Raw genomic sequence first — 15,709 nt, forward strand, 5'->3', positions numbered from 1 at the left:
TCCCCTCCCGCTCAGGAGCGGCCCAGGTGGGCCACCCGTTGGTAGAGGCGGTCCACGCCCCGGGTCACCGGGAACAGGATGCAGAAGAAGGCGACCATGACCGCGGTGAACACCTCCACCGGGCGGTAGCTCTGGCCGGCCACGGTCTCGGCGCTGTGCATCAGCTCGGGCACGGCGATCACGGTGGCGATGGCGGTGTCCTTGATGGCCATGGTGAGAATGGAGCCGAAGGCCGGCAACATCCGGATGGTGGCCTGCGGCAGCACCACCTTGCGCAGCAGCTGGGCCCGCGACATGCCCAGGGCCAGTGCGGCGCGTGTCTGGCCCGGTCGCACCGACTCGATGCCCGCGCGCATCACCTCGGCCGAGTAGGCGGCGATGTGCAGCGTCAGCGCCACCAGTGCGGCCCAGAAAGGCGGCAGCGTGACGCCCACCAGGATGGGAAAGGCGAAGTACATCCACACCAGCACCACCAGCACCGGGATGGCACGCATGGTGTCGATGTAGAACACCAGCAGCGGTCGCAGCCAGGGCGGCCCGTACAGGCGAAGCAGCGCGATGAAGAGGCCGGCCAGGATGCTGGTGACCGCGCTGACGATGCTCAGCGCGATCGTCACGCCCAGCCCGCTGGCGAAGAAGCGCCAGTTGTCGGCAATCGGGGAAAAGTCGAATTCCATGTCGTCTGCTACCTCGTTCAGAAGGTGACCATGACTTTCATGGCCCGATGCCGATCGGCCGCGAGCTCGAAGGCCTCGTGCACCTGCGCCACGGGCACGGCGGCCGTGAGCAGGGGCGACACGTCGAGCACGCCGCGCGCGAGGTAGTCCACCGACCAGGCGTACTCGTCCACGAAGCGGAAGGTGCCCACGTACGACAGGCTCTTGACCATGATCTGGCTGAAGGGACATCCCTCGCTGCTGCCGCCCAGCGTGCCGATCTGCACCACCGTGCCGCGCGGGCGCGTCACGCGGATGCAGTTGCCCAGCGCGCTGTAGTGGCCGGCCGCCTCGAAGCTCACGTCGACCTGGCCCTTGCCAGCGGCGAGCGCATCCAGGCCTTGCGGGTCCTTGGCGATGTTGATGGTCTCGGTCGCGCCCACCTGCGCGCATGCGGCCAGCGTGTGGTCCACGATGTCCACCGCAATCAGGCGGCTGGCACCCGCCAGCCTGGCGGCCATGAGCGTGAGCGCGCCGATCGGCCCGGCGCCCACCACCATCACGGTCTTGCCCAGCAGCGAGCCCGCGGCATGCACCGCGTGCAGCGCCACCGCCAGCGGCTCGCCGAAGGCGGCGATCTCGAAAGGCAGGTCCGCCGGCACCGGCATGCATTGAAAACCCTCGACGACGACCTGCTCGCGCATCGCGCCCTGCATGTGCGGCCAGCGGCTCGCACTGCCGAAGAAGTGCACGTTCTCGCAGTGGTTGGATGCGCCCATCCGGCAGAAGCGGCAAGTGCCGCAGGTGCGCGCGGGATCCAGGGCGACACGGTCGCCCGGCTTGACGTGCGCCACCTGCGCGCCCACTTCCAGCACCTGGCCGGCCGCCTCGTGCCCCGGCGTGAGCGGCGCGCGGATCACGAAGTCGCCCACGCGTCCGTGCTGGAAGTAGTGCAGGTCGGAGCCGCAGATGCCGACGGCCTTGACCGCCACCCGGACCTGCGTGGGAGAGATCGCTTCGGGCGCGAGATCGGCCACGCGCAAATCGCGCGCGCCGTGGATGGCACAGTTCAACATGGCGTTTCCTCGGAGCGGCGCGCTCGGGCTTACTTGAGATTCCTGGTCGCTTCGCGCTCTTCCTGCGAGAGCGCGGGCTGCATGCGTTGCGCGACGGCGCGCAGCCAGTCCAGATAGACCTTCTGGTCCTTGGCCACTCCCATGCCGGTTTCGAGCTGGAAGATCTTGCTGTCCTGGCAATCGTTCTCGGAGGGGAACACCGCCAGGCCCTTGACCTTCTTGCTGATGTTGGGCCAGAGCATGCGGTTGAGCGGTGCCGCATCGGAGCGGCCGGCCATCACTTCCTCGATCGGCGCCACCGACCCGGAGTTGGTCACGCCGCGCAGCTTGGCGTTGGCAAAGGTCTGCTTCATCAGCGGTTCTTCACCTGCGCCCGAGAAGTAGGCGAGCGTCATGTCCGGCTTGTTGAAGTCCTCGAGCGACTTGGCGGCGGTGAACTTCGGATTGTTGGCGCGGCCGAACATGCACACGCCGGTGTTGGAGAAGGTGACGAAGTCGATGATCTTGGCGCGCTCGGGCGTTTCGTTCAGCGGGCCGATCATGATGTCCATCTGGTTGGCCACCAGCGACGGCACCTTGGTTTCATGGCTGACCATCACCGGCTCGATCTTCACACCCAGCAGCTTGGCGAACTCGTTGCCCAGCGTCCAGGAAGGGCCCGACCACGGCTCGCCGCTGCCAGTCGTGTTCTGCGAGAGCCAGGGCGGGTTGTTGACCACGCCCACGCGCAGCACGCCGGCCTTGCGAATGGCGTCGATGCGCGCACTGGCGCCGGGCGGGGGTGGCGTCTGTGCCAGGGCCGCCGTGGCGGCGAATGCAAGCGCGACCGAGACGATGCCGCGCAGGGCGGTGCTGCCGAGTGTCTTCATGTGTGTCTCCCGTTCTGGAAAAAAATGGGTGAGGTATTCCCCAACGCCGCCACGCGGCGTTGATTGGCTTGTCTTGCGAGGTAGGTTGGGGTGGGCCCGGGCCCGTCAGGGCTGCTGAGCCTGGATCACGCGCGCTTCGTCGGCATCGAGCTTCGGCTTCACGGTCTTTGCGACCTGGCGCAGCCAGTCGAGGTAAGGCGCCTGGTTCTTGTCGATGGCCAGACCGACCGGCGATGCCTTCTCGGTGCTGTGCTGGCAGTTGTCGGCACTCGGCAGGACCGCGAGCCCCTTCACCTTGCGCTGCAGGCCGACCCACGGCACGCGGTTGATCGGTGCTGCATCGGCGCGGCGGGCCATGACTTCCTCGACCGGCGCCGTGGCGCCCGAACTGGCCACCGCGCGCAGGCGGGCCTTGGGAAAGCGCTCCTTGACCCAGTTCTCCTCGGCGCCGCCGGTGAAGTAGGCGATGGTCACCTCGGGATTGTTCAGGTCGTCGACCGATGTCGCCTTGGAGAAGCGCGCGTTGTCCGCCCGCCCGAACATGCAGATGCTGGTGCTCGAGTAAAGAACGAAGTCCACCACCTTGAGCCGCTCCGGCGTTTCGCCCAGCGGACTGAGCGTCATGTCGACCTGGTTGGCCGCCAGTACCGGCACCTTGGTCTCGTGCGACACGGCCACCGTGCGCAGCTTCACGCCGAGCAGGCGTGCGTATTCGTTGGCCAGCAGCCAGGCCGGGCCGCTCCAGGGCTCACCGGTGCCGCTGGTGTTCTCCAGCAGCCAGGGTGCGTTCTGCAGCACGCCCACGCGCAGTTCGCCCGACTTGCGGATGGCGTCGATGCGCGGGCTGACGCCTTGGGCCGGTGGTGTCTGCGCCATGGCAAGGAGGGGCACGGAGCTTGCGATGGCGACGGCGGCGCAGGCAAGGACGCGGCGCAGATTCGCACCGAGGTCAGGCTGAGAAATGGAATGCACGGGCTTGTCTCCTGCTGTTGACGGATGGACCTGGTCTTAGCGCCAGGCTTGGGTGAATTCGGTGATCACGCGCTCGATGTGCGCGCGCATCGCAGCACGCGAAGCATCCGCGTCGCGCGCGAGCAGCGCGTTGAAGATGCGCTGGTGGTCCGCATGCGAGGCCAGGCGCAGTTCGGGCGTGTGAAAGTGGTGCTCGATCTTGGTCCAGATCGGTCCCCGGGCCTGTGCCCAGAGGGCGGTGACCATCTGCATGAGCACGCTGTTGCCGGTGGATTCGGCAATGCGCACATGGAACAGGCGGTCAGCTTCGGCATTGGCCTCCTTGTTGTCCATCTGCTCGTGCATTTCGGTCAGCGCCGAGAAGATGCGGTCGAGGTCCGAGTCCTTGCGCACCTGCGCTGCCTGGCCGGCGATCTCGGCCTCGATCAGGCAGCGCGCGCGCAGAAGCTCGAAGGGGCCGGGCTCGGACGCAGGCATGAAGGGGGAGACGACCACGTTCCTGATTGGCGTCGGCGTCTGCGTGACGTACACGCCCGAGCCGCCGCGCACTTCGACCACGCCCTGGATTTCCAGGGAGATCGTTGCCTCGCGCACGGCGGTGCGGCTCACGTCGAAACGCTCCGCCAGCACGCGCTCTGCGGGAAGGCGTTCGCCGGGTTTGATCTCGCCGTGCTGGATGAGCTCCATGATCTGCGCGGCCAGACGCATGTAGGAGCGCTCCGCGACCTTGGAAGAGCCTTCGACCTGGGCGTTACCGGAAATGAGCTTGAGGTTCATGGCTGAAAGTGGTTGGACCAATTATTAGATTGGTGAGCCGTATGGCCCATAGTGGTTTACCAGAATAGGGATTGGTCTATCCAGAGATCTAATTCCCGTTTTCCATTCTGCCGCCTGCTTCCGCCCATGTCCCTCCCCTCTCTTGGATCTCGTCTTCTCGGCTCACTGCCCGCGCGCGCGCTCGACACGGGGGCCCAGGTGGTCTTACCAGATGTCGGGCGCGACAGCGCCCAGCCGGGTGTGGTGCATCTGGGCCTGGGCGCCTTTCATCGGGCGCACCAGGCGCTGGTCTACGAACGCCTGATCGCGGGCGGCGATCCGCGCTGGGGGGTGGTCGGCGTGGCCATGCGAAGCACGCAGCCCGCGGATGCACTGGCGGCGCAGGACGGCCTCTACGCGGTGCAGATCGCGGACGCCGCTTCGGTGCGCTGGCAGATCCCCGGCGCTCTGCTGCGCACCTGCGTCGCCGCGCGCGAGCGGCAGCAGGTCGTCGACGCCATGGCGGCGCCGCAGACCCGCTGGATCACCTTGACCGTGACTGAAAAGGGCTACACGCCGGATCTGGCGGCGCTGATCGTGGACGGCCTGGCGCAGCGCTTGAAGTCGGGCCTGCCCGGCGTGACCGTGGCCTCGTGCGACAACCTCTCGGACAACGGCCGCAAGCTGCAGGCGCTGTGCCTGTCGGATGCCGCCGCGCGAGACCCCGCGCTGGCCGCCTGGATCGAGGCGCAATGCGCATTCCCGAACAGCATGGTCGACCGCATCGTCCCCGCCGCCACCGACGCGCAGCGCGACGCGGCCGCGGCCGCGCTGGGGGTGGAGGACCGCGGCGCTCTGAGCACCGAGGCCTTCTGGGAATGGGTGATCGAGCGGCGCATGGCCGACCCATCGGACGCTGAACTGCTGGCCGGGGCCGGCGTGACGGTGGTGGAGGACGTCAAACCCTTCGAGGATGCCAAGCTGCGCATGCTCAACGGCAGCCACACGGCGCTGGCCATGATCGGAGCCGTGCAGGGTTGGGCCACCGTGGCCGACGGCATCGCGCAGCCCGGCGTGCGGCGCTTCGTGCACGCCTTCATGTCGCGCGTGGCCATGCCCAGCCTGAGCCGGCCCGGGCTGCCCGCCTACCGCGACGCGCTGATCGAGCGCTTTGCCAATCCGCACCTGCGTCACCGCGTGCACCAGATCGCGAGCGACAGTTCATTGAAGATCCCGCTGCGCTGGGGACCGCCGCTCGTCGATGCCCTGGCGGCGGGACGCGAGCTGGAGCCCCTGGCGCTGGCCTGCGCGGCCTGGATGCGCTACTTGCGCGGCGAAGACGAAGCCGGGCGTGCCTACGACATGTCGGACCCACAGGCGGCTGCCCTGCAGGCGATGGCCCGCCAGCATGCGGGTGATGCCGAAGGCACCGTGCGCGCGCTGCTGTCGGTCGCATCCATCTGGCCGTCCGGCTGTGCGGACGATGCGCGCTGGGCGCCGCGCGTGGTCCATTGGCTGCGTCGCATCGAGTCTGCCGGCCTGGCAGCGGCGCTCGACGACATCACGGCTTCACCTTGATCGTTTGCACCATGGCCTGTTCGGTGCGAAGCGTCGAGCTTGCCGTCTGGCTCCTCCGATCCTCGGTTTCGAGGCCTGGCAGCCGATCGTCGCACCCTGGCCAGAAGGAGGAGAGTCACACTGCGCCTTCTGCGCACTTCGTTGCCGTTTCGCTGGCGAACTGCTACAAGCGTTCCCTCCTCGTCGCGTCAAACGAAAGGGAACAGCATGATGTCCTGTATCAGGCGCCTCGGGCTGATGGTGGCCAGTCTCGCAGCGGCCCTGTCCCTCTTGCAGGCGTGCGCGCAGCCCATCGTTTCACAAACGCGGCCGTCCGGCGTTCAGCGCCTCTACATCCTGAACTGTGGCGAAGGCGTCGCGGGAGACATCTCGCGCTGGTCGCCGGGCGTCGATGTGGGCAAGTCGATGCCGTTCGCCGGCAGCTGCTACCTCATCAAGCACGCGCAGGGCTGGCTGCTGTGGGACACGGGCCTCGCCGACTCAGTCGCGGCCATGCCCGAGGGCTTGCGACCCTCGGATCCGCGCGCGATCACCTGGCACCTGCCGAAGAAGCTCGCGGCGCAGATTGACGAACTCGGGTTGTCGCCGTCGGACATCAAGTTCGTCGCGGTTTCTCATGGCCACCCCGATCACATCGGCAATGTCGACATGTTCCCGAACTCGATGCTGCTGGTGCAAAAAGCCGAATACGAGTCCCCGAACGGAAGCTCCCTTCGGGCCCGGCCCAGCACAACGGTGACCGCATTCGAAGGCGACCGCGACGTGTTCGGCGACGGCAGTGTCACCATCATCTCGACGCCCGGGCACACTGTGGGGCACCAATCGCTGGTCGTGAAGCTACCCCGAACCGGCGCAGTCCTGCTTTCCGGCGATGCCGTCCACTTCAAGGGCAACTGGGACCACAGACGCGTTCCCTCGATCAACTTCAACGCGGAGCAGACTGCCGCCTCGATGCAGCGGATCGCGAACATCATGGCCAGGGACAACGCCCAGCTCTGGATCAACCACGACAAGGCGCAGCGCGACGGACAGAAGCTGTCGCCCGCGTTCTACGAGTAGGGCGACATGGGCGCGTTCTCGTGCGCATGTTCCGGGCTCGACGTTCCCCGGGATCGCGAACGTCACCGCCGACTGCCCGGTCGCGAAGGACTGTGAATGGCCGTCACTTGCCCTTTGGCTTCATCGTGGTGACCTTGTGCACCGCACCATGCTTGTCGTAGGTCGTCCACGTTCCTACCTGAGCTCCAAGCTCGAAGTAGCCCGAGCGCATTCGAACGCCATCCTTGCGGAACCATTCCCAGTAGCCGCTCAACAAGCCGTCGACCATCTGGCCCCGCGCGCGGACCGTACCGTCCTTGAAGTACTCAACTCGTTCTTCCGGCACTGGCATCGGGCCTCCTAGGTCCGCTGATGGCCGTGCCTGACATGGGCAATGCGACGAGCAAGCAAGACTGCCGACGCGAGCATCAGCACAAGTCCGCTGATCGCTTCACACCAAATGGTGACATTCGTTGCGAACGTGTGCGCGGAGCAAAGGGCAAGGCTGTAGTGAGCGAGGCCATCAAGGCCCAATGCCCCGTACGCGCCGACAGCAAACACGCCCAACGCATGAAGACCGAGGCGAACGACGATGAGACCCGCAACACCCAGGCTGGTGACGGACAACCAAGCAAGGTATACGTACTCCCGGGTAAGCCAACTTGGCATGTTGGGATAGAAGGCGATGAACTCGGCGTTGTGGGCGAAGTGCGCCAGGCTTGCGACGAAATACACCGCGACCAGCACCCACATATGCGTGGGCAAAAGTGACCTCTTGTGCATGAAGTGCATGGTGTGCCAAGCGGAGAAGTTGAACGAAACCTGTGCCCCCGGGGGTCCGTTTGCGGGTGAACTGGGTGACCGTCTCGGAGGACCGCTCATGGGCCGAATTCTGAAGCAGATTCCCATGCGCTGCGCCTGTCCTTCGTCAGAGCATCTTTCGATAGACAATGAAACCCGATTTCTCGGCAACCTTGTCATAGAGCATCATCGCGGTGGCATTGGTCTCCTGGGTCTGCCAGTACACCCTCGGGGAACCGCCCGCCTTCGCCCGCCGATAGACTTCCTCGATGAGCGCGCGTGCGACGCCCCTCCCCCTGGCGGCTTTGACCGTATAAAGGTCCTGCAGGTAGCAGCTCGGCCCGAGCTGAGTCGTGCTTCGATGGAAAAGAAAGTGGGCCAGACCGAGAAGGCCCGATGAGCCTTCAGCCACCAGCGCATGCATGGGCTCGCCAACGTCGTGGAAGCGCGACCATGTCGTCCGTGTGATGTCGACCGGCAATGCCGTCGTTCCGCTTCGGCCGTAGAACGAGTTGTAGCCGTCCCAGAGGGGCAGCCAGGCATCGAAGTCGCTTTCAACGGCCGGGCGGATGCGGATTTGTTCGGGCATAGGAAGATGTGAACTTGGGTTTGGGGAGACCGCAAGGTTTACACGGCAGCCACCTCCACCATCCCCTCCTTCGCCGCCGCAGCAAAGCGCTCGTGGTCGGCCCGGGTCTGCACCGCATAGGCGGCCGCGAAGTTCACCAGCGCGTCGTCGAACACATCCGACTTGCCGAGGTAGCCGCTGATCATTGCCGCATCGCCCGACTTGGCGTGCGCCAGCGCCAGTGCCCAGCCGCAGAGCCGGCAGTATTCGACGAAGCCGCCCGGCGTGGTCCCGCCCGGCTCCAGGTCCATGCCGCCCTTCATGTCGCGCAGCTGCCGGATGTAGAAGTGCACGCCGTCGATCTCGCCCCAGCCCAGGAAGATGTCGGGCGAACCCTGGATCAGCCGCTGTCCCCGGACGACACGCTCGCCATGGTTGGCCGGGCCGTCGGCCGCGACAGGGCCGCCCGCGTAGCCCGCCAGCACCGAGGGCTGGGCCTCCTTGAGCTGCAGGAACAGCGGGTCGTCCTCGTCGCGCCCCTGCATCAGGACCATCCAGCAGCGGGTGCCGACGCTGCCCACGCCGACCACCTTCTGCGCGGCATCGACCACCCGGTAGCGCGACAGCAGAAGCCGGCGTTCGGGCGCCAGCGAATCGAGGTAGTGGGCCAGGCAATGGCCGATCGCCTCGCCCACCGGACGGCCCATCGAGGTCAGGGGCGAACGCACGATGAAGGGATGCTGCTCGACGATCCGGTGCTGGTCGTCCACCAGGTCGGTCATCTTGTCGAGCACCTGCATGTGGGTGCGCTTGCGCGCCTTGTCCAGCGCCGCTTCCGCACTCGGGCGCATGGCGGGCGGCAGCGAGTCGATCAGCCGCGCGCTGTGGATGGTGTCGTACCAGGTCTCCAGCTCGCCCATGCCCGCGTAGCGGCGCATGCGGCTGCGGTAGCTTTCCACCGCGGCGCGCGCCGCGGCCTCGCGCTCGGACCGGTCGCCGCCCAGATGGTGCGACGCCACGAAGGCGCTGGCCGCCAGCCGCTTGACGTCCCATTCCCAGGGCCCGGGCTGGGTCTCGTCGAAATCGTTGATGGCGAACACCAGTTGCCGCTCGGCGGACGCGAAGACGCCGAAGTTCGCCACATGCATGTCGCCGCAGGCCTGCACCTGGAGCCCGGTGGTCGGACTCGGGGCCAGATCGGCCGCCATCACCGCCGCCGAGCCGCGCAGGAAGGCAAACGGCGACTGCAGCATGCGTGCGTGCCGCACCGGCACCAGCTCCTGCAGCCGGGTGGCCGCCTGCGCTTTCAGGATGGCCACGGGGTCGACCTCCGGCTGGCGCTCGAAGGCGCCGTGGCTGGCCCGGGGCACGCGCTCGCGCAAGGCCTTGCCGGCGGCCATGCGCTCCTCGACGGTCGGCCTCACGGCGGTGAACGCGCTCGCCAGCGCCTGCGCTCGCGTCGTGTCTTCGCTCTCGTTCGCGTTCTCGGGTTCGGCTCTGTCGGCACGTGCCATGCTTCTCTCCGGTGGGGCTGCGCCGCACATCATGCCGGAACCCGCGCCGTGGCGGCAGCCGCGGAAGATCAATGCGCGACGCGCTGGCGCCAGTCCCGCGGCGAGCAGCCGAAGCGGTCGCGGAACGCCCGGCTGAAGTGCGCGGCATCGCTGAAGCCGCGGCCATAGGCGATCTCGCCGACCGTGCGGCCGGCCGCGCGCGGGTCCAGCAGGTCGCGGCTGCAGGCCTCGAGCCGGCGCTCCCAGATGTACTGCGCCGGCGTCACCGGCTCGCTCTTGAACACCCGGTGGATCTGGCTCACCGAGAGGCCGAGACCGGCCGCCAGCGTGCCGACCGACAGCGCCGGATCGTCCAGCCGCTCGTCGATGCGCCGCTTGATGCGCGCGAGGTGGAAGGCCGTCAGGTTGCTCAGGCCCGGCGAGCGCGCGGCCGGCAGCGTCTGCAGGCCGGCCACCAGGATGTTGAGCACGCCGTTGGCGACCGCCAGCGCCGAGGCCGGCTGCAGCGCGTCGATGTCCTCGTGCAGCGTGCGGATCATGCCCAGCAGCAGGTGGCCAGCACCCTCGCGGCCCGACACCGTGGTGGCGGTCAGGGTCTGGGTCTCGCGCAGCTCGCTGCGCAGGCGCTCGCCTGGGAGCTTGAGCACGATCTGCTCGAAGGCATCGTCGAACAGCAGCTGGTAGGGCCGTGTGCTGTCGTAGAGCGCGAAGTCGCCCACCGACAGCACGGCGTCGCGCCCGTCCTGCCGCACCACGCCCTGACCGCGGGCCTGGATACTGACCAGGAAATAGTCGTCCGACGAGCGCGCGATATGGCCGGCGGTGCGCATCACCTTCTGCGGCCCCGAGCTGACGACCGAGACATCGAGGCTGGGCAGCGTGTGCTGGCGGATGCTGCCCTCGAAATCACCCTTGGAGCGATCCCCTGCGACCGGATCGCAGCCGAGCTGGACATAGACGTTGCAGATCATGTCGGTCCAGTAGGCGAGCCGCTGCTCGCGCGGGACGACGGCAGTGGTGAGCAGTTGTGTCATGGGGGTCCTTCCGGGGACATGCGGCTTGCGACGCTGGATCAAGAACGCCGCGAAGCCCGGACAAGCTGATTCCAGGCGGCGAACTTACGCTTCAAGCAACCCGTGTGCCACCGCGCTAACCCGGAGGCCGCGGGTTCCTTTCCACCCCTTTGGAGAAACACCATGTCCAGCACCACCCATCCCCGCCTGCGCGTCGCCGCGGTGCAGGCCGCGCCCGTCTTCCTCGACCTCGACGGCACCATCGACAAGACCATCGAACTCATGGCACAGGCGGCCGGCCAGGGCGTGCAGTTGATCGCCTTCCCCGAAACCTGGGTGCCCGGCTATCCGTGGTGGATCTGGCTCGATTCGCCGGCCTGGGGCATGCAGTTCGTGCAGCGCTACCACGACAACGCGCTGGTGGTCGGTTCGGCCGAATTCGACCGCATCCGAGAGGCCGCGCGCAAGCACCGCATCTGGGTCTCGCTCGGCTACAGCGAGAAGGCCGCGGGCAGCCTCTACATCGCCCAGGCGCTGATCGACGACCAGGGCCACACGCTGCAGACGCGCCGCAAGCTCAAGCCGACGCATGTCGAGCGCACCGTGTTCGGCGAGGGCGACGGCTCGGATCTGAGCGTGGTCGAGACGCCGATCGGCAACATCGGCTCGCTGTCGTGCTGGGAGCACCTGCAGCCGCTCAGCAAGTACGCGATGTACGCGCAGAACGAGCAGATCCACTGCGGCGCCTGGCCCAGCTTCTCGCTTTACCGCGGCGCCGCCTACGCGCTCGGTGCCGAAGTCAACAACGCGGCCAGCCAGGTGTATGCGGCCGAGGGCCAGTGCTTCGTGGTCGCGCCCTGCGCCACGGTCTCGAAGTCGATGCACGAGATGCTGTGCACCGACGCCGGCAAGCAGCAGATGCTGCTGGTGGGCGGCGGCTTCGCGCGCATCTACGGGCCCGACGGATCGCCGCTGGGCAAGAACCTGGCCGAGGACGAGGAAGGCCTGGTGGTGGCCGACATCGACCTCGGCATGATCTCGCTGGCCAAGGCTGCGGGCGACCCGGCCGGCCACTATTCGCGGCCCGACGTGACGCAGCTTCTGTTCAACAGGAAGCGGCGCGAGCCTGTGGTTCTGCAGGGGCCGGCCGAACCCGAGAAGACTGTCGCCGAGCCGGTGTCCACGCCGGTCGAACCGGCTGCGGCTGCCGCCCGCCAGCCGGTCGTGGCCTGAGCCGCCACGTCACGGGGGAAGCGCCATGGAATCCGCCATTGCCGAGCATCTGAAATGTCCGCGCACCCGGCACCGCCGGGTGGAGGACGACTACACGCCGCCCTACCCCGTCTGGTCGGCCCGCGCAGCCGCCGATGTGGGCCAAGTGGTGATGGGCTACTTCGGCGTGCAGTCGCGCGGGCCCGGATTGCAGGGCCGCGCCTGCGCCGCCCTGATGAAGATCGCGCGCAGCTTCGGCCTCGCCGACGGGCCGGGCCACCATGACCTGGCGCACTTCGTCGACGCCGAGGGCTTCGACAACATGATCGCGATCGCGTACTGGAGCGACCCGGCGGCCTTCGCGCGCTGGTGCGCCACGCCCGAGATCGACGACTGGTGGCGCTCGCCCGCGCGGCTCGACGACGGGCTGGGCTACTTCCGCGAGATCGCCTCGCCGCGGGCCGAGCACTACGAGACCATGTTCAGCACGCCCGACCGCTTCGAAGGCGTGGGCGTCGTGTTGGGCGGCGGGGTCAGCGGCGAGATCCAGGAGCACGGCTACTGGGGTTCGATGCGCGACCGGATCCCGTTGTCGCAGACCGACGCGATGGCGCCCTCGGGAGCCCGCAGCGCGATCTCGGGCGCGCCGGCGCCGGGGCGGCGCGTGCGCATCGCCGGCCACGAGAACGTGGCGATGATCCGCTCGGGCCAGGAATGGACGGACACCAGCGGCCGCGAGCGCACGCTCTACCTCGAGGACATGGAACCGACCTTGCGCGAGGGCATGGATTTCCTGCGCGACCAGGGCCTCGCGATCGGCTGCTACAGCAACCGCTACATGCACCACATCGACGGCAGCGGCGCGCCGCTTCAGAAGTCCTTCGGCCTGAGCTTCTGGCGCTCGCTGGCGGACATGGAGCGCTGGGCCGAGTCGCACCCCACGCACGTGGCGATCTTCGGCAGTTTCATGCGCTATGTGCAGGAGCTCAACTTCGAGCTGCAGCTGCGCGTGTACCACGAGGTGTCGGTACTGAAGGCGGACGCGCAGAGCTACGAGTACATCAACTGCCACCCGCGCACCGGGCTCATGAACGGCCTGGCGGCCTGAGCGGAGGCTCAGCCCTCGGAGGGCACGCCGCGCACGATCGCATCGCGCAGCGCCGCGGGAATCTCGAGCGCGCGATGGCTCTCGAGCGAGGTCGTCACCAGCACCTGGCGCATCTGCATGCGAAGCTCGTCTTCGGCGTCGACGCACTGCAGTGCCAGGGTCAGCGAGCGCGTGCCCAGGCGCTCGACTGCGAGCGCCAGCGTCACGCGGTCGCCGAAGCGGCTCACGGCGCGGAAGTCGGCCTCCAGACGCACCGTCGGCAGGCCGATGCGCTGCTGCACGATCAACCGCTGATAGCCGATGCCCAGCGCGTCGACCCAGTCCTCGACCAGGCCGTTGAACATGACGAAATACTGCGGGTAGAAGACGATGCCCGCCGGATCGCAGTCGGAGAAGCGGATCAGCCGCTCGCGGCGGAACGCGCCGGCCAACGACTCGCTCACGGCGACTCCTCGCCTGCCGCCTCGTTGCGCATCACATGCACCCGCAACAGACCCAGCTGGCTGTGCAGCTGCTTCACGGTCTTCATGTCCAGCCCCGAGAACATCTCGAGGATCCATTGCTCGTGCTCGCTGGCCATGGCCTCGAAGCTGCGGCGGCCCTTGGGCGTGAGGCTCACGATCCAGGCCCGGCGGTCGTCCGGGCTGGCGGTGCGCGAGACCACGCCTTCTCGCTCCAGCTCGTCGGTGAGGCCGGTCACGTTGCCGCCGGTGACCATCAGGTAGCGCGACAGCACGCGCATCTTGAGGCCGTCCTTGTAGCGGTAGAGCTGCGCCATGTAGTCGAAGCGCGCCAGCGTGATGTCGAAGCGCTCGCGCAGCCGCTTGCGGATCTCGGCCTCGATCTGCGTGGTGCTGGCCAGCATGCGCAGCCAGAGCTTGAGCACGGCGTGGTCGTCGTTGCCCGCGCGGGCCTCGTGGCCCAGTTCCTCGGCGTCGCTGAGCGCCGCGTGCGAGGGGTCGTTGGTGCTGTCGATCATGTCACTTCTCCTCCCGACACCGAGATCGACTGGCCGGTGACCGAAGCCGCCCCCTCGCCGCACAGCCAGCGCACCGCGTCCGCCACCTCGGCCGGCTGCACGATGCGGCGCTGCGGATTGACGCCCGCGAATTCCGCCAGCGCATCGGCCTCGCTGCGGCCGGTCTTGCCGACCACGTTGGCGACGCTGGCGCGCAGGATGTCGGTGTCGGTGTAGCCCGGGCAGACCGCATTCACGGTGATGCCCTTGCGCGCCACTTCGAGCGCCAGCGATCGCGTGAGGCCGATCACGCCGTGCTTGGCCGCCGTGTAGGCCGAAACATAGGCGTAGCCCTTCTGGCCCGCGGTGCTCGCGATGTTGACGATGCGGCCCCAGCCGAGCTCGAGCATGTCGGGCAGCGCGGCCTGGGCGCACAGGAAGCTGCCCGTGAGGTTGACCCCCAGCATGCGCTGCCAGAGCTCGACCGAGGTCTTGAGGAAGGGCGCGCTCTCGGCCTGGCCCGCGTTGTTGACCAGGATGGCGACCGGGCCCGACGCGGCGCGCAGGGCCTCGAAGGCGGCGCGCACCGAGTCGGCGTCGCCGACATCGGCCACCGCCACGGCGTGTCCCGTGCCCGGCAGTTCGCTCTGTACACGCTCCAGCGCGGCGCGATCGCGGCCGATCAGGCCGAGGCGTGCGCCCTCGGCCGCCAGGGTGCGCGCGATCTCGGCGCCGATTCCGCGTGCGGCGCCGGTCACGACCGCGTGGCGCCCATTCAGTGCATTCTTCATGGCTGGATAAATCGTTGACAACTAAACATTTTAACCACCGGTGCTTTTTCAGCGCATCGAGCGGCCGCCGTTGAGGTCGAGCGTCGTGCCGGTCGCAAAGGCCCCCGCCGCCGAAGCGAGGTACACCACGGCCGCCGCCACTTCCTGCGCCTCGCCGAAACGGCCGAGCGGAATGCCGCTCAGCAGCGCCTGCCGGTGCGGGGCGTCCATGGCGTCGAGCAGCGGGCTGCGGATCGCCGCCGGGGCGATCGCGTTGACCGTCACGCCATCGGCCGCCAGGGCCTGCGCGAACGAACGCGTCAGCGCGATCAGGCCCGCCTTGGAGGCCGCGTAGTGAACACCGGTCGCGGCGCTGGGCTGCTGGCCCGCGATCGAGCTCAGGTTGATGATGCGTCCCGAGCCTCGCGCGCGCATGTGGCGCCCGGCGATGCGACAGCCGAAGAAGCTGCCGCGCAGGTTCACCGCCATGACTTCGTCCCACTCGCCGGCCGTGATGTCCCAGAGCGAGGTGGCGGGTGTCGAGGCGGCGTTGTTGACCATCACGTCGACCGCGCCGAAGCGCTGCACCGCCGCTTCGAAGCAGCGGACGAAGGCGGCCTCGTCGCGCACGTCGAGCACCATCGATAAGCCCGCGTGGCCGGCGTCCCGCAGGCTCGCCGCGACGGCATCGGCGCCCGGGCCGTCGATATCGGCGAGCACCACGCTGGCGCCGGCCTCGGCCAGCCCGCGCGCGATCGCGGCCCCGAGGCCCTGCCCTGCGCCGGTGACGAAAGCCGTACGACCGTCGAGGGAGAACATC

At 68.0% G+C, this 15,709-nt stretch carries 18 protein-coding genes; 4 read left to right on the top strand and 14 right to left on the bottom strand.

All coding sequences use genetic code 11. The features are described 5' to 3' along the window. Window positions 1-11: 11 nt before the first annotated feature. The 5 genes from AC1D2O_RS14390 to AC1D2O_RS14410 form a co-directional block, all read right to left on the bottom strand. Window positions 12-677: an amino acid ABC transporter permease gene (locus AC1D2O_RS14390; RefSeq protein ID WP_478087203.1), complete on the bottom strand. Its 666-nt coding sequence runs from the start codon at window positions 675-677 to the stop codon at window positions 12-14. A gap of 17 nt (window positions 678-694) precedes the next feature. Next, the gene (locus tag AC1D2O_RS14395; RefSeq protein WP_478087201.1) at window positions 695-1,732 is read right to left on the bottom strand and encodes an L-idonate 5-dehydrogenase; all 1,038 of its coding nucleotides are present in this window, start codon (window positions 1,730-1,732) and stop codon (window positions 695-697) included. 29 nt (window positions 1,733-1,761) lie between these two features. Then, window positions 1,762-2,601: a transporter substrate-binding domain-containing protein gene (locus AC1D2O_RS14400; protein WP_478087199.1), complete on the bottom strand. Its 840-nt coding sequence runs from the start codon at window positions 2,599-2,601 to the stop codon at window positions 1,762-1,764. 105 nt (window positions 2,602-2,706) lie between these two features. Continuing rightward, a complete protein-coding gene (locus AC1D2O_RS14405) occupies window positions 2,707-3,477 on the bottom strand; it encodes a substrate-binding periplasmic protein (RefSeq protein ID WP_478087217.1) in 771 nt (256 codons plus the stop codon). A 132-nt stretch (window positions 3,478-3,609) separates the two neighbouring features. After that, window positions 3,610-4,350 carry a FadR/GntR family transcriptional regulator gene (locus tag AC1D2O_RS14410; protein WP_478157251.1) on the bottom strand — a complete coding sequence of 247 codons (741 nt, stop codon included), beginning with the start codon at window positions 4,348-4,350 and terminating at the stop codon, window positions 3,610-3,612. A 126-nt stretch (window positions 4,351-4,476) separates the two neighbouring features. Here AC1D2O_RS14410 and AC1D2O_RS14415 point away from each other — a divergent pair, with 126 nt between their 5' ends. After that, on the top strand, window positions 4,477-5,907 hold the full coding sequence (locus AC1D2O_RS14415) for a mannitol dehydrogenase family protein (protein ID WP_478157253.1): 1,431 nt from the start codon (window positions 4,477-4,479) through the stop codon (window positions 5,905-5,907). Between the two features lie 141 nt (window positions 5,908-6,048). Then, window positions 6,049-6,966 (top strand): N-acyl homoserine lactonase family protein, encoded by a 918-nt coding sequence (locus AC1D2O_RS14420; RefSeq protein WP_478157255.1) that lies wholly within the window; start codon window positions 6,049-6,051, stop codon window positions 6,964-6,966. Between the two features lie 103 nt (window positions 6,967-7,069). Here AC1D2O_RS14420 and AC1D2O_RS14425 read toward each other — a convergent pair whose 3' ends face one another. The 5 genes from AC1D2O_RS14425 to AC1D2O_RS14445 all read right to left on the bottom strand — a co-directional run bounded on the left by AC1D2O_RS14425 (window position 7,070) and on the right by AC1D2O_RS14445 (window position 10,862). Then, a complete protein-coding gene (locus tag AC1D2O_RS14425; RefSeq protein ID WP_478087191.1) occupies window positions 7,070-7,297 on the bottom strand; it encodes a toxin-antitoxin system YwqK family antitoxin in 228 nt (75 codons plus the stop codon). 8 nt (window positions 7,298-7,305) lie between these two features. Further along, entirely contained in the window at window positions 7,306-7,737 is a 432-nt protein-coding gene (locus AC1D2O_RS14430) for a hypothetical protein (RefSeq protein WP_478087189.1), read from the bottom strand. A 136-nt stretch (window positions 7,738-7,873) separates the two neighbouring features. Further along, a complete protein-coding gene (locus AC1D2O_RS14435; protein ID WP_478087187.1) occupies window positions 7,874-8,335 on the bottom strand; it encodes an N-acetyltransferase family protein in 462 nt (153 codons plus the stop codon). 38 nt (window positions 8,336-8,373) lie between these two features. Then, entirely contained in the window at window positions 8,374-9,828 is a 1,455-nt protein-coding gene (locus AC1D2O_RS14440; protein WP_478087186.1) for a DUF2252 domain-containing protein, read from the bottom strand. Between the two features lie 68 nt (window positions 9,829-9,896). After that, a complete protein-coding gene (locus AC1D2O_RS14445) occupies window positions 9,897-10,862 on the bottom strand; it encodes an AraC-like ligand-binding domain-containing protein (protein ID WP_478087184.1) in 966 nt (321 codons plus the stop codon). Between the two features lie 162 nt (window positions 10,863-11,024). Between AC1D2O_RS14445 and AC1D2O_RS14450 the strand changes: the two genes are divergently transcribed. Next, window positions 11,025-12,074, top strand: a complete 1,050-nt coding sequence (locus AC1D2O_RS14450; RefSeq protein WP_478087183.1) for a carbon-nitrogen hydrolase family protein — start codon at window positions 11,025-11,027, stop codon at window positions 12,072-12,074. Between the two features lie 25 nt (window positions 12,075-12,099). Continuing rightward, complete coding sequence (locus AC1D2O_RS14455) at window positions 12,100-13,161, top strand: phenylacetaldoxime dehydratase family protein (protein WP_478087182.1); 1,062 nt, start codon at window positions 12,100-12,102, stop codon at window positions 13,159-13,161. 8 nt (window positions 13,162-13,169) lie between these two features. Here the strand turns inward: AC1D2O_RS14455 and AC1D2O_RS14460 are convergent, their stop codons facing one another. Genes AC1D2O_RS14460 through AC1D2O_RS14475 form a run of 4 tightly spaced genes read right to left on the bottom strand, consistent with a single transcriptional unit; the run spans window position 13,170 to window position 15,708 of the window. Then, window positions 13,170-13,604, bottom strand: coding sequence for an acyl-CoA thioesterase (locus AC1D2O_RS14460; protein ID WP_478087180.1), 435 nt, complete (start codon window positions 13,602-13,604; stop codon window positions 13,170-13,172). Continuing rightward, window positions 13,601-14,140: a MarR family winged helix-turn-helix transcriptional regulator gene (locus AC1D2O_RS14465; RefSeq protein ID WP_478087178.1), complete on the bottom strand. Its 540-nt coding sequence runs from the start codon at window positions 14,138-14,140 to the stop codon at window positions 13,601-13,603. Before AC1D2O_RS14465 ends, AC1D2O_RS14460 begins: the two co-directional genes overlap by 4 nt. After that, window positions 14,137-14,910, bottom strand: coding sequence for an SDR family NAD(P)-dependent oxidoreductase (locus AC1D2O_RS14470; protein WP_478087176.1), 774 nt, complete (start codon window positions 14,908-14,910; stop codon window positions 14,137-14,139). The genes AC1D2O_RS14465 and AC1D2O_RS14470 overlap by 4 nt, the downstream gene beginning before the upstream one ends. Before the next feature lie 48 nt (window positions 14,911-14,958). Next, window positions 14,959-15,708, bottom strand: a complete 750-nt coding sequence (locus AC1D2O_RS14475; RefSeq protein ID WP_478087174.1) for an SDR family NAD(P)-dependent oxidoreductase — start codon at window positions 15,706-15,708, stop codon at window positions 14,959-14,961. Between the last annotated feature and the right edge of the window lies 1 nt (window position 15,709).

The sequence above is a fragment of the Variovorax sp. P1_G12 genome, from assembly GCF_056405555.1.

Bases quoted from the DNA above. Each gene is read 5' to 3' on its own strand.
- AC1D2O_RS14390 (WP_478087203.1), bottom strand. From the start codon at position 677: ATGGAATTCGACTTTTCCCCGATTGCCGACAACTGGCGCTTCTTCGCC.
- AC1D2O_RS14395 (WP_478087201.1), bottom strand. From the start codon at position 1,732: ATGTTGAACTGTGCCATCCACGGCGCGCGCGATTTGCGCGTGGCCGAT.
- AC1D2O_RS14400 (WP_478087199.1), bottom strand. From the start codon at position 2,601: ATGAAGACACTCGGCAGCACCGCCCTGCGCGGCATCGTCTCGGTCGCG.
- AC1D2O_RS14405 (WP_478087217.1), bottom strand. From the start codon at position 3,477: ATGGCGCAGACACCACCGGCCCAAGGCGTCAGCCCGCGCATCGACGCC.
- AC1D2O_RS14410 (WP_478157251.1), bottom strand. From the start codon at position 4,350: ATGAACCTCAAGCTCATTTCCGGTAACGCCCAGGTCGAAGGCTCTTCC.
- AC1D2O_RS14415 (WP_478157253.1), top strand. From the start codon at position 4,477: ATGTCCCTCCCCTCTCTTGGATCTCGTCTTCTCGGCTCACTGCCCGCG.
- AC1D2O_RS14425 (WP_478087191.1), bottom strand. From the start codon at position 7,297: ATGCCAGTGCCGGAAGAACGAGTTGAGTACTTCAAGGACGGTACGGTC.
- AC1D2O_RS14430 (WP_478087189.1), bottom strand. From the start codon at position 7,737: ATGCACTTCATGCACAAGAGGTCACTTTTGCCCACGCATATGTGGGTG.
- AC1D2O_RS14435 (WP_478087187.1), bottom strand. From the start codon at position 8,335: ATGCCCGAACAAATCCGCATCCGCCCGGCCGTTGAAAGCGACTTCGAT.
- AC1D2O_RS14440 (WP_478087186.1), bottom strand. From the start codon at position 9,828: ATGGCACGTGCCGACAGAGCCGAACCCGAGAACGCGAACGAGAGCGAA.
- AC1D2O_RS14445 (WP_478087184.1), bottom strand. From the start codon at position 10,862: ATGACACAACTGCTCACCACTGCCGTCGTCCCGCGCGAGCAGCGGCTC.
- AC1D2O_RS14450 (WP_478087183.1), top strand. From the start codon at position 11,025: ATGTCCAGCACCACCCATCCCCGCCTGCGCGTCGCCGCGGTGCAGGCC.
- AC1D2O_RS14455 (WP_478087182.1), top strand. From the start codon at position 12,100: ATGGAATCCGCCATTGCCGAGCATCTGAAATGTCCGCGCACCCGGCAC.
- AC1D2O_RS14465 (WP_478087178.1), bottom strand. From the start codon at position 14,140: ATGATCGACAGCACCAACGACCCCTCGCACGCGGCGCTCAGCGACGCC.
- AC1D2O_RS14470 (WP_478087176.1), bottom strand. From the start codon at position 14,910: ATGAAGAATGCACTGAATGGGCGCCACGCGGTCGTGACCGGCGCCGCA.
- AC1D2O_RS14475 (WP_478087174.1), bottom strand. From the start codon at position 15,708: ATGTTCTCCCTCGACGGTCGTACGGCTTTCGTCACCGGCGCAGGGCAG.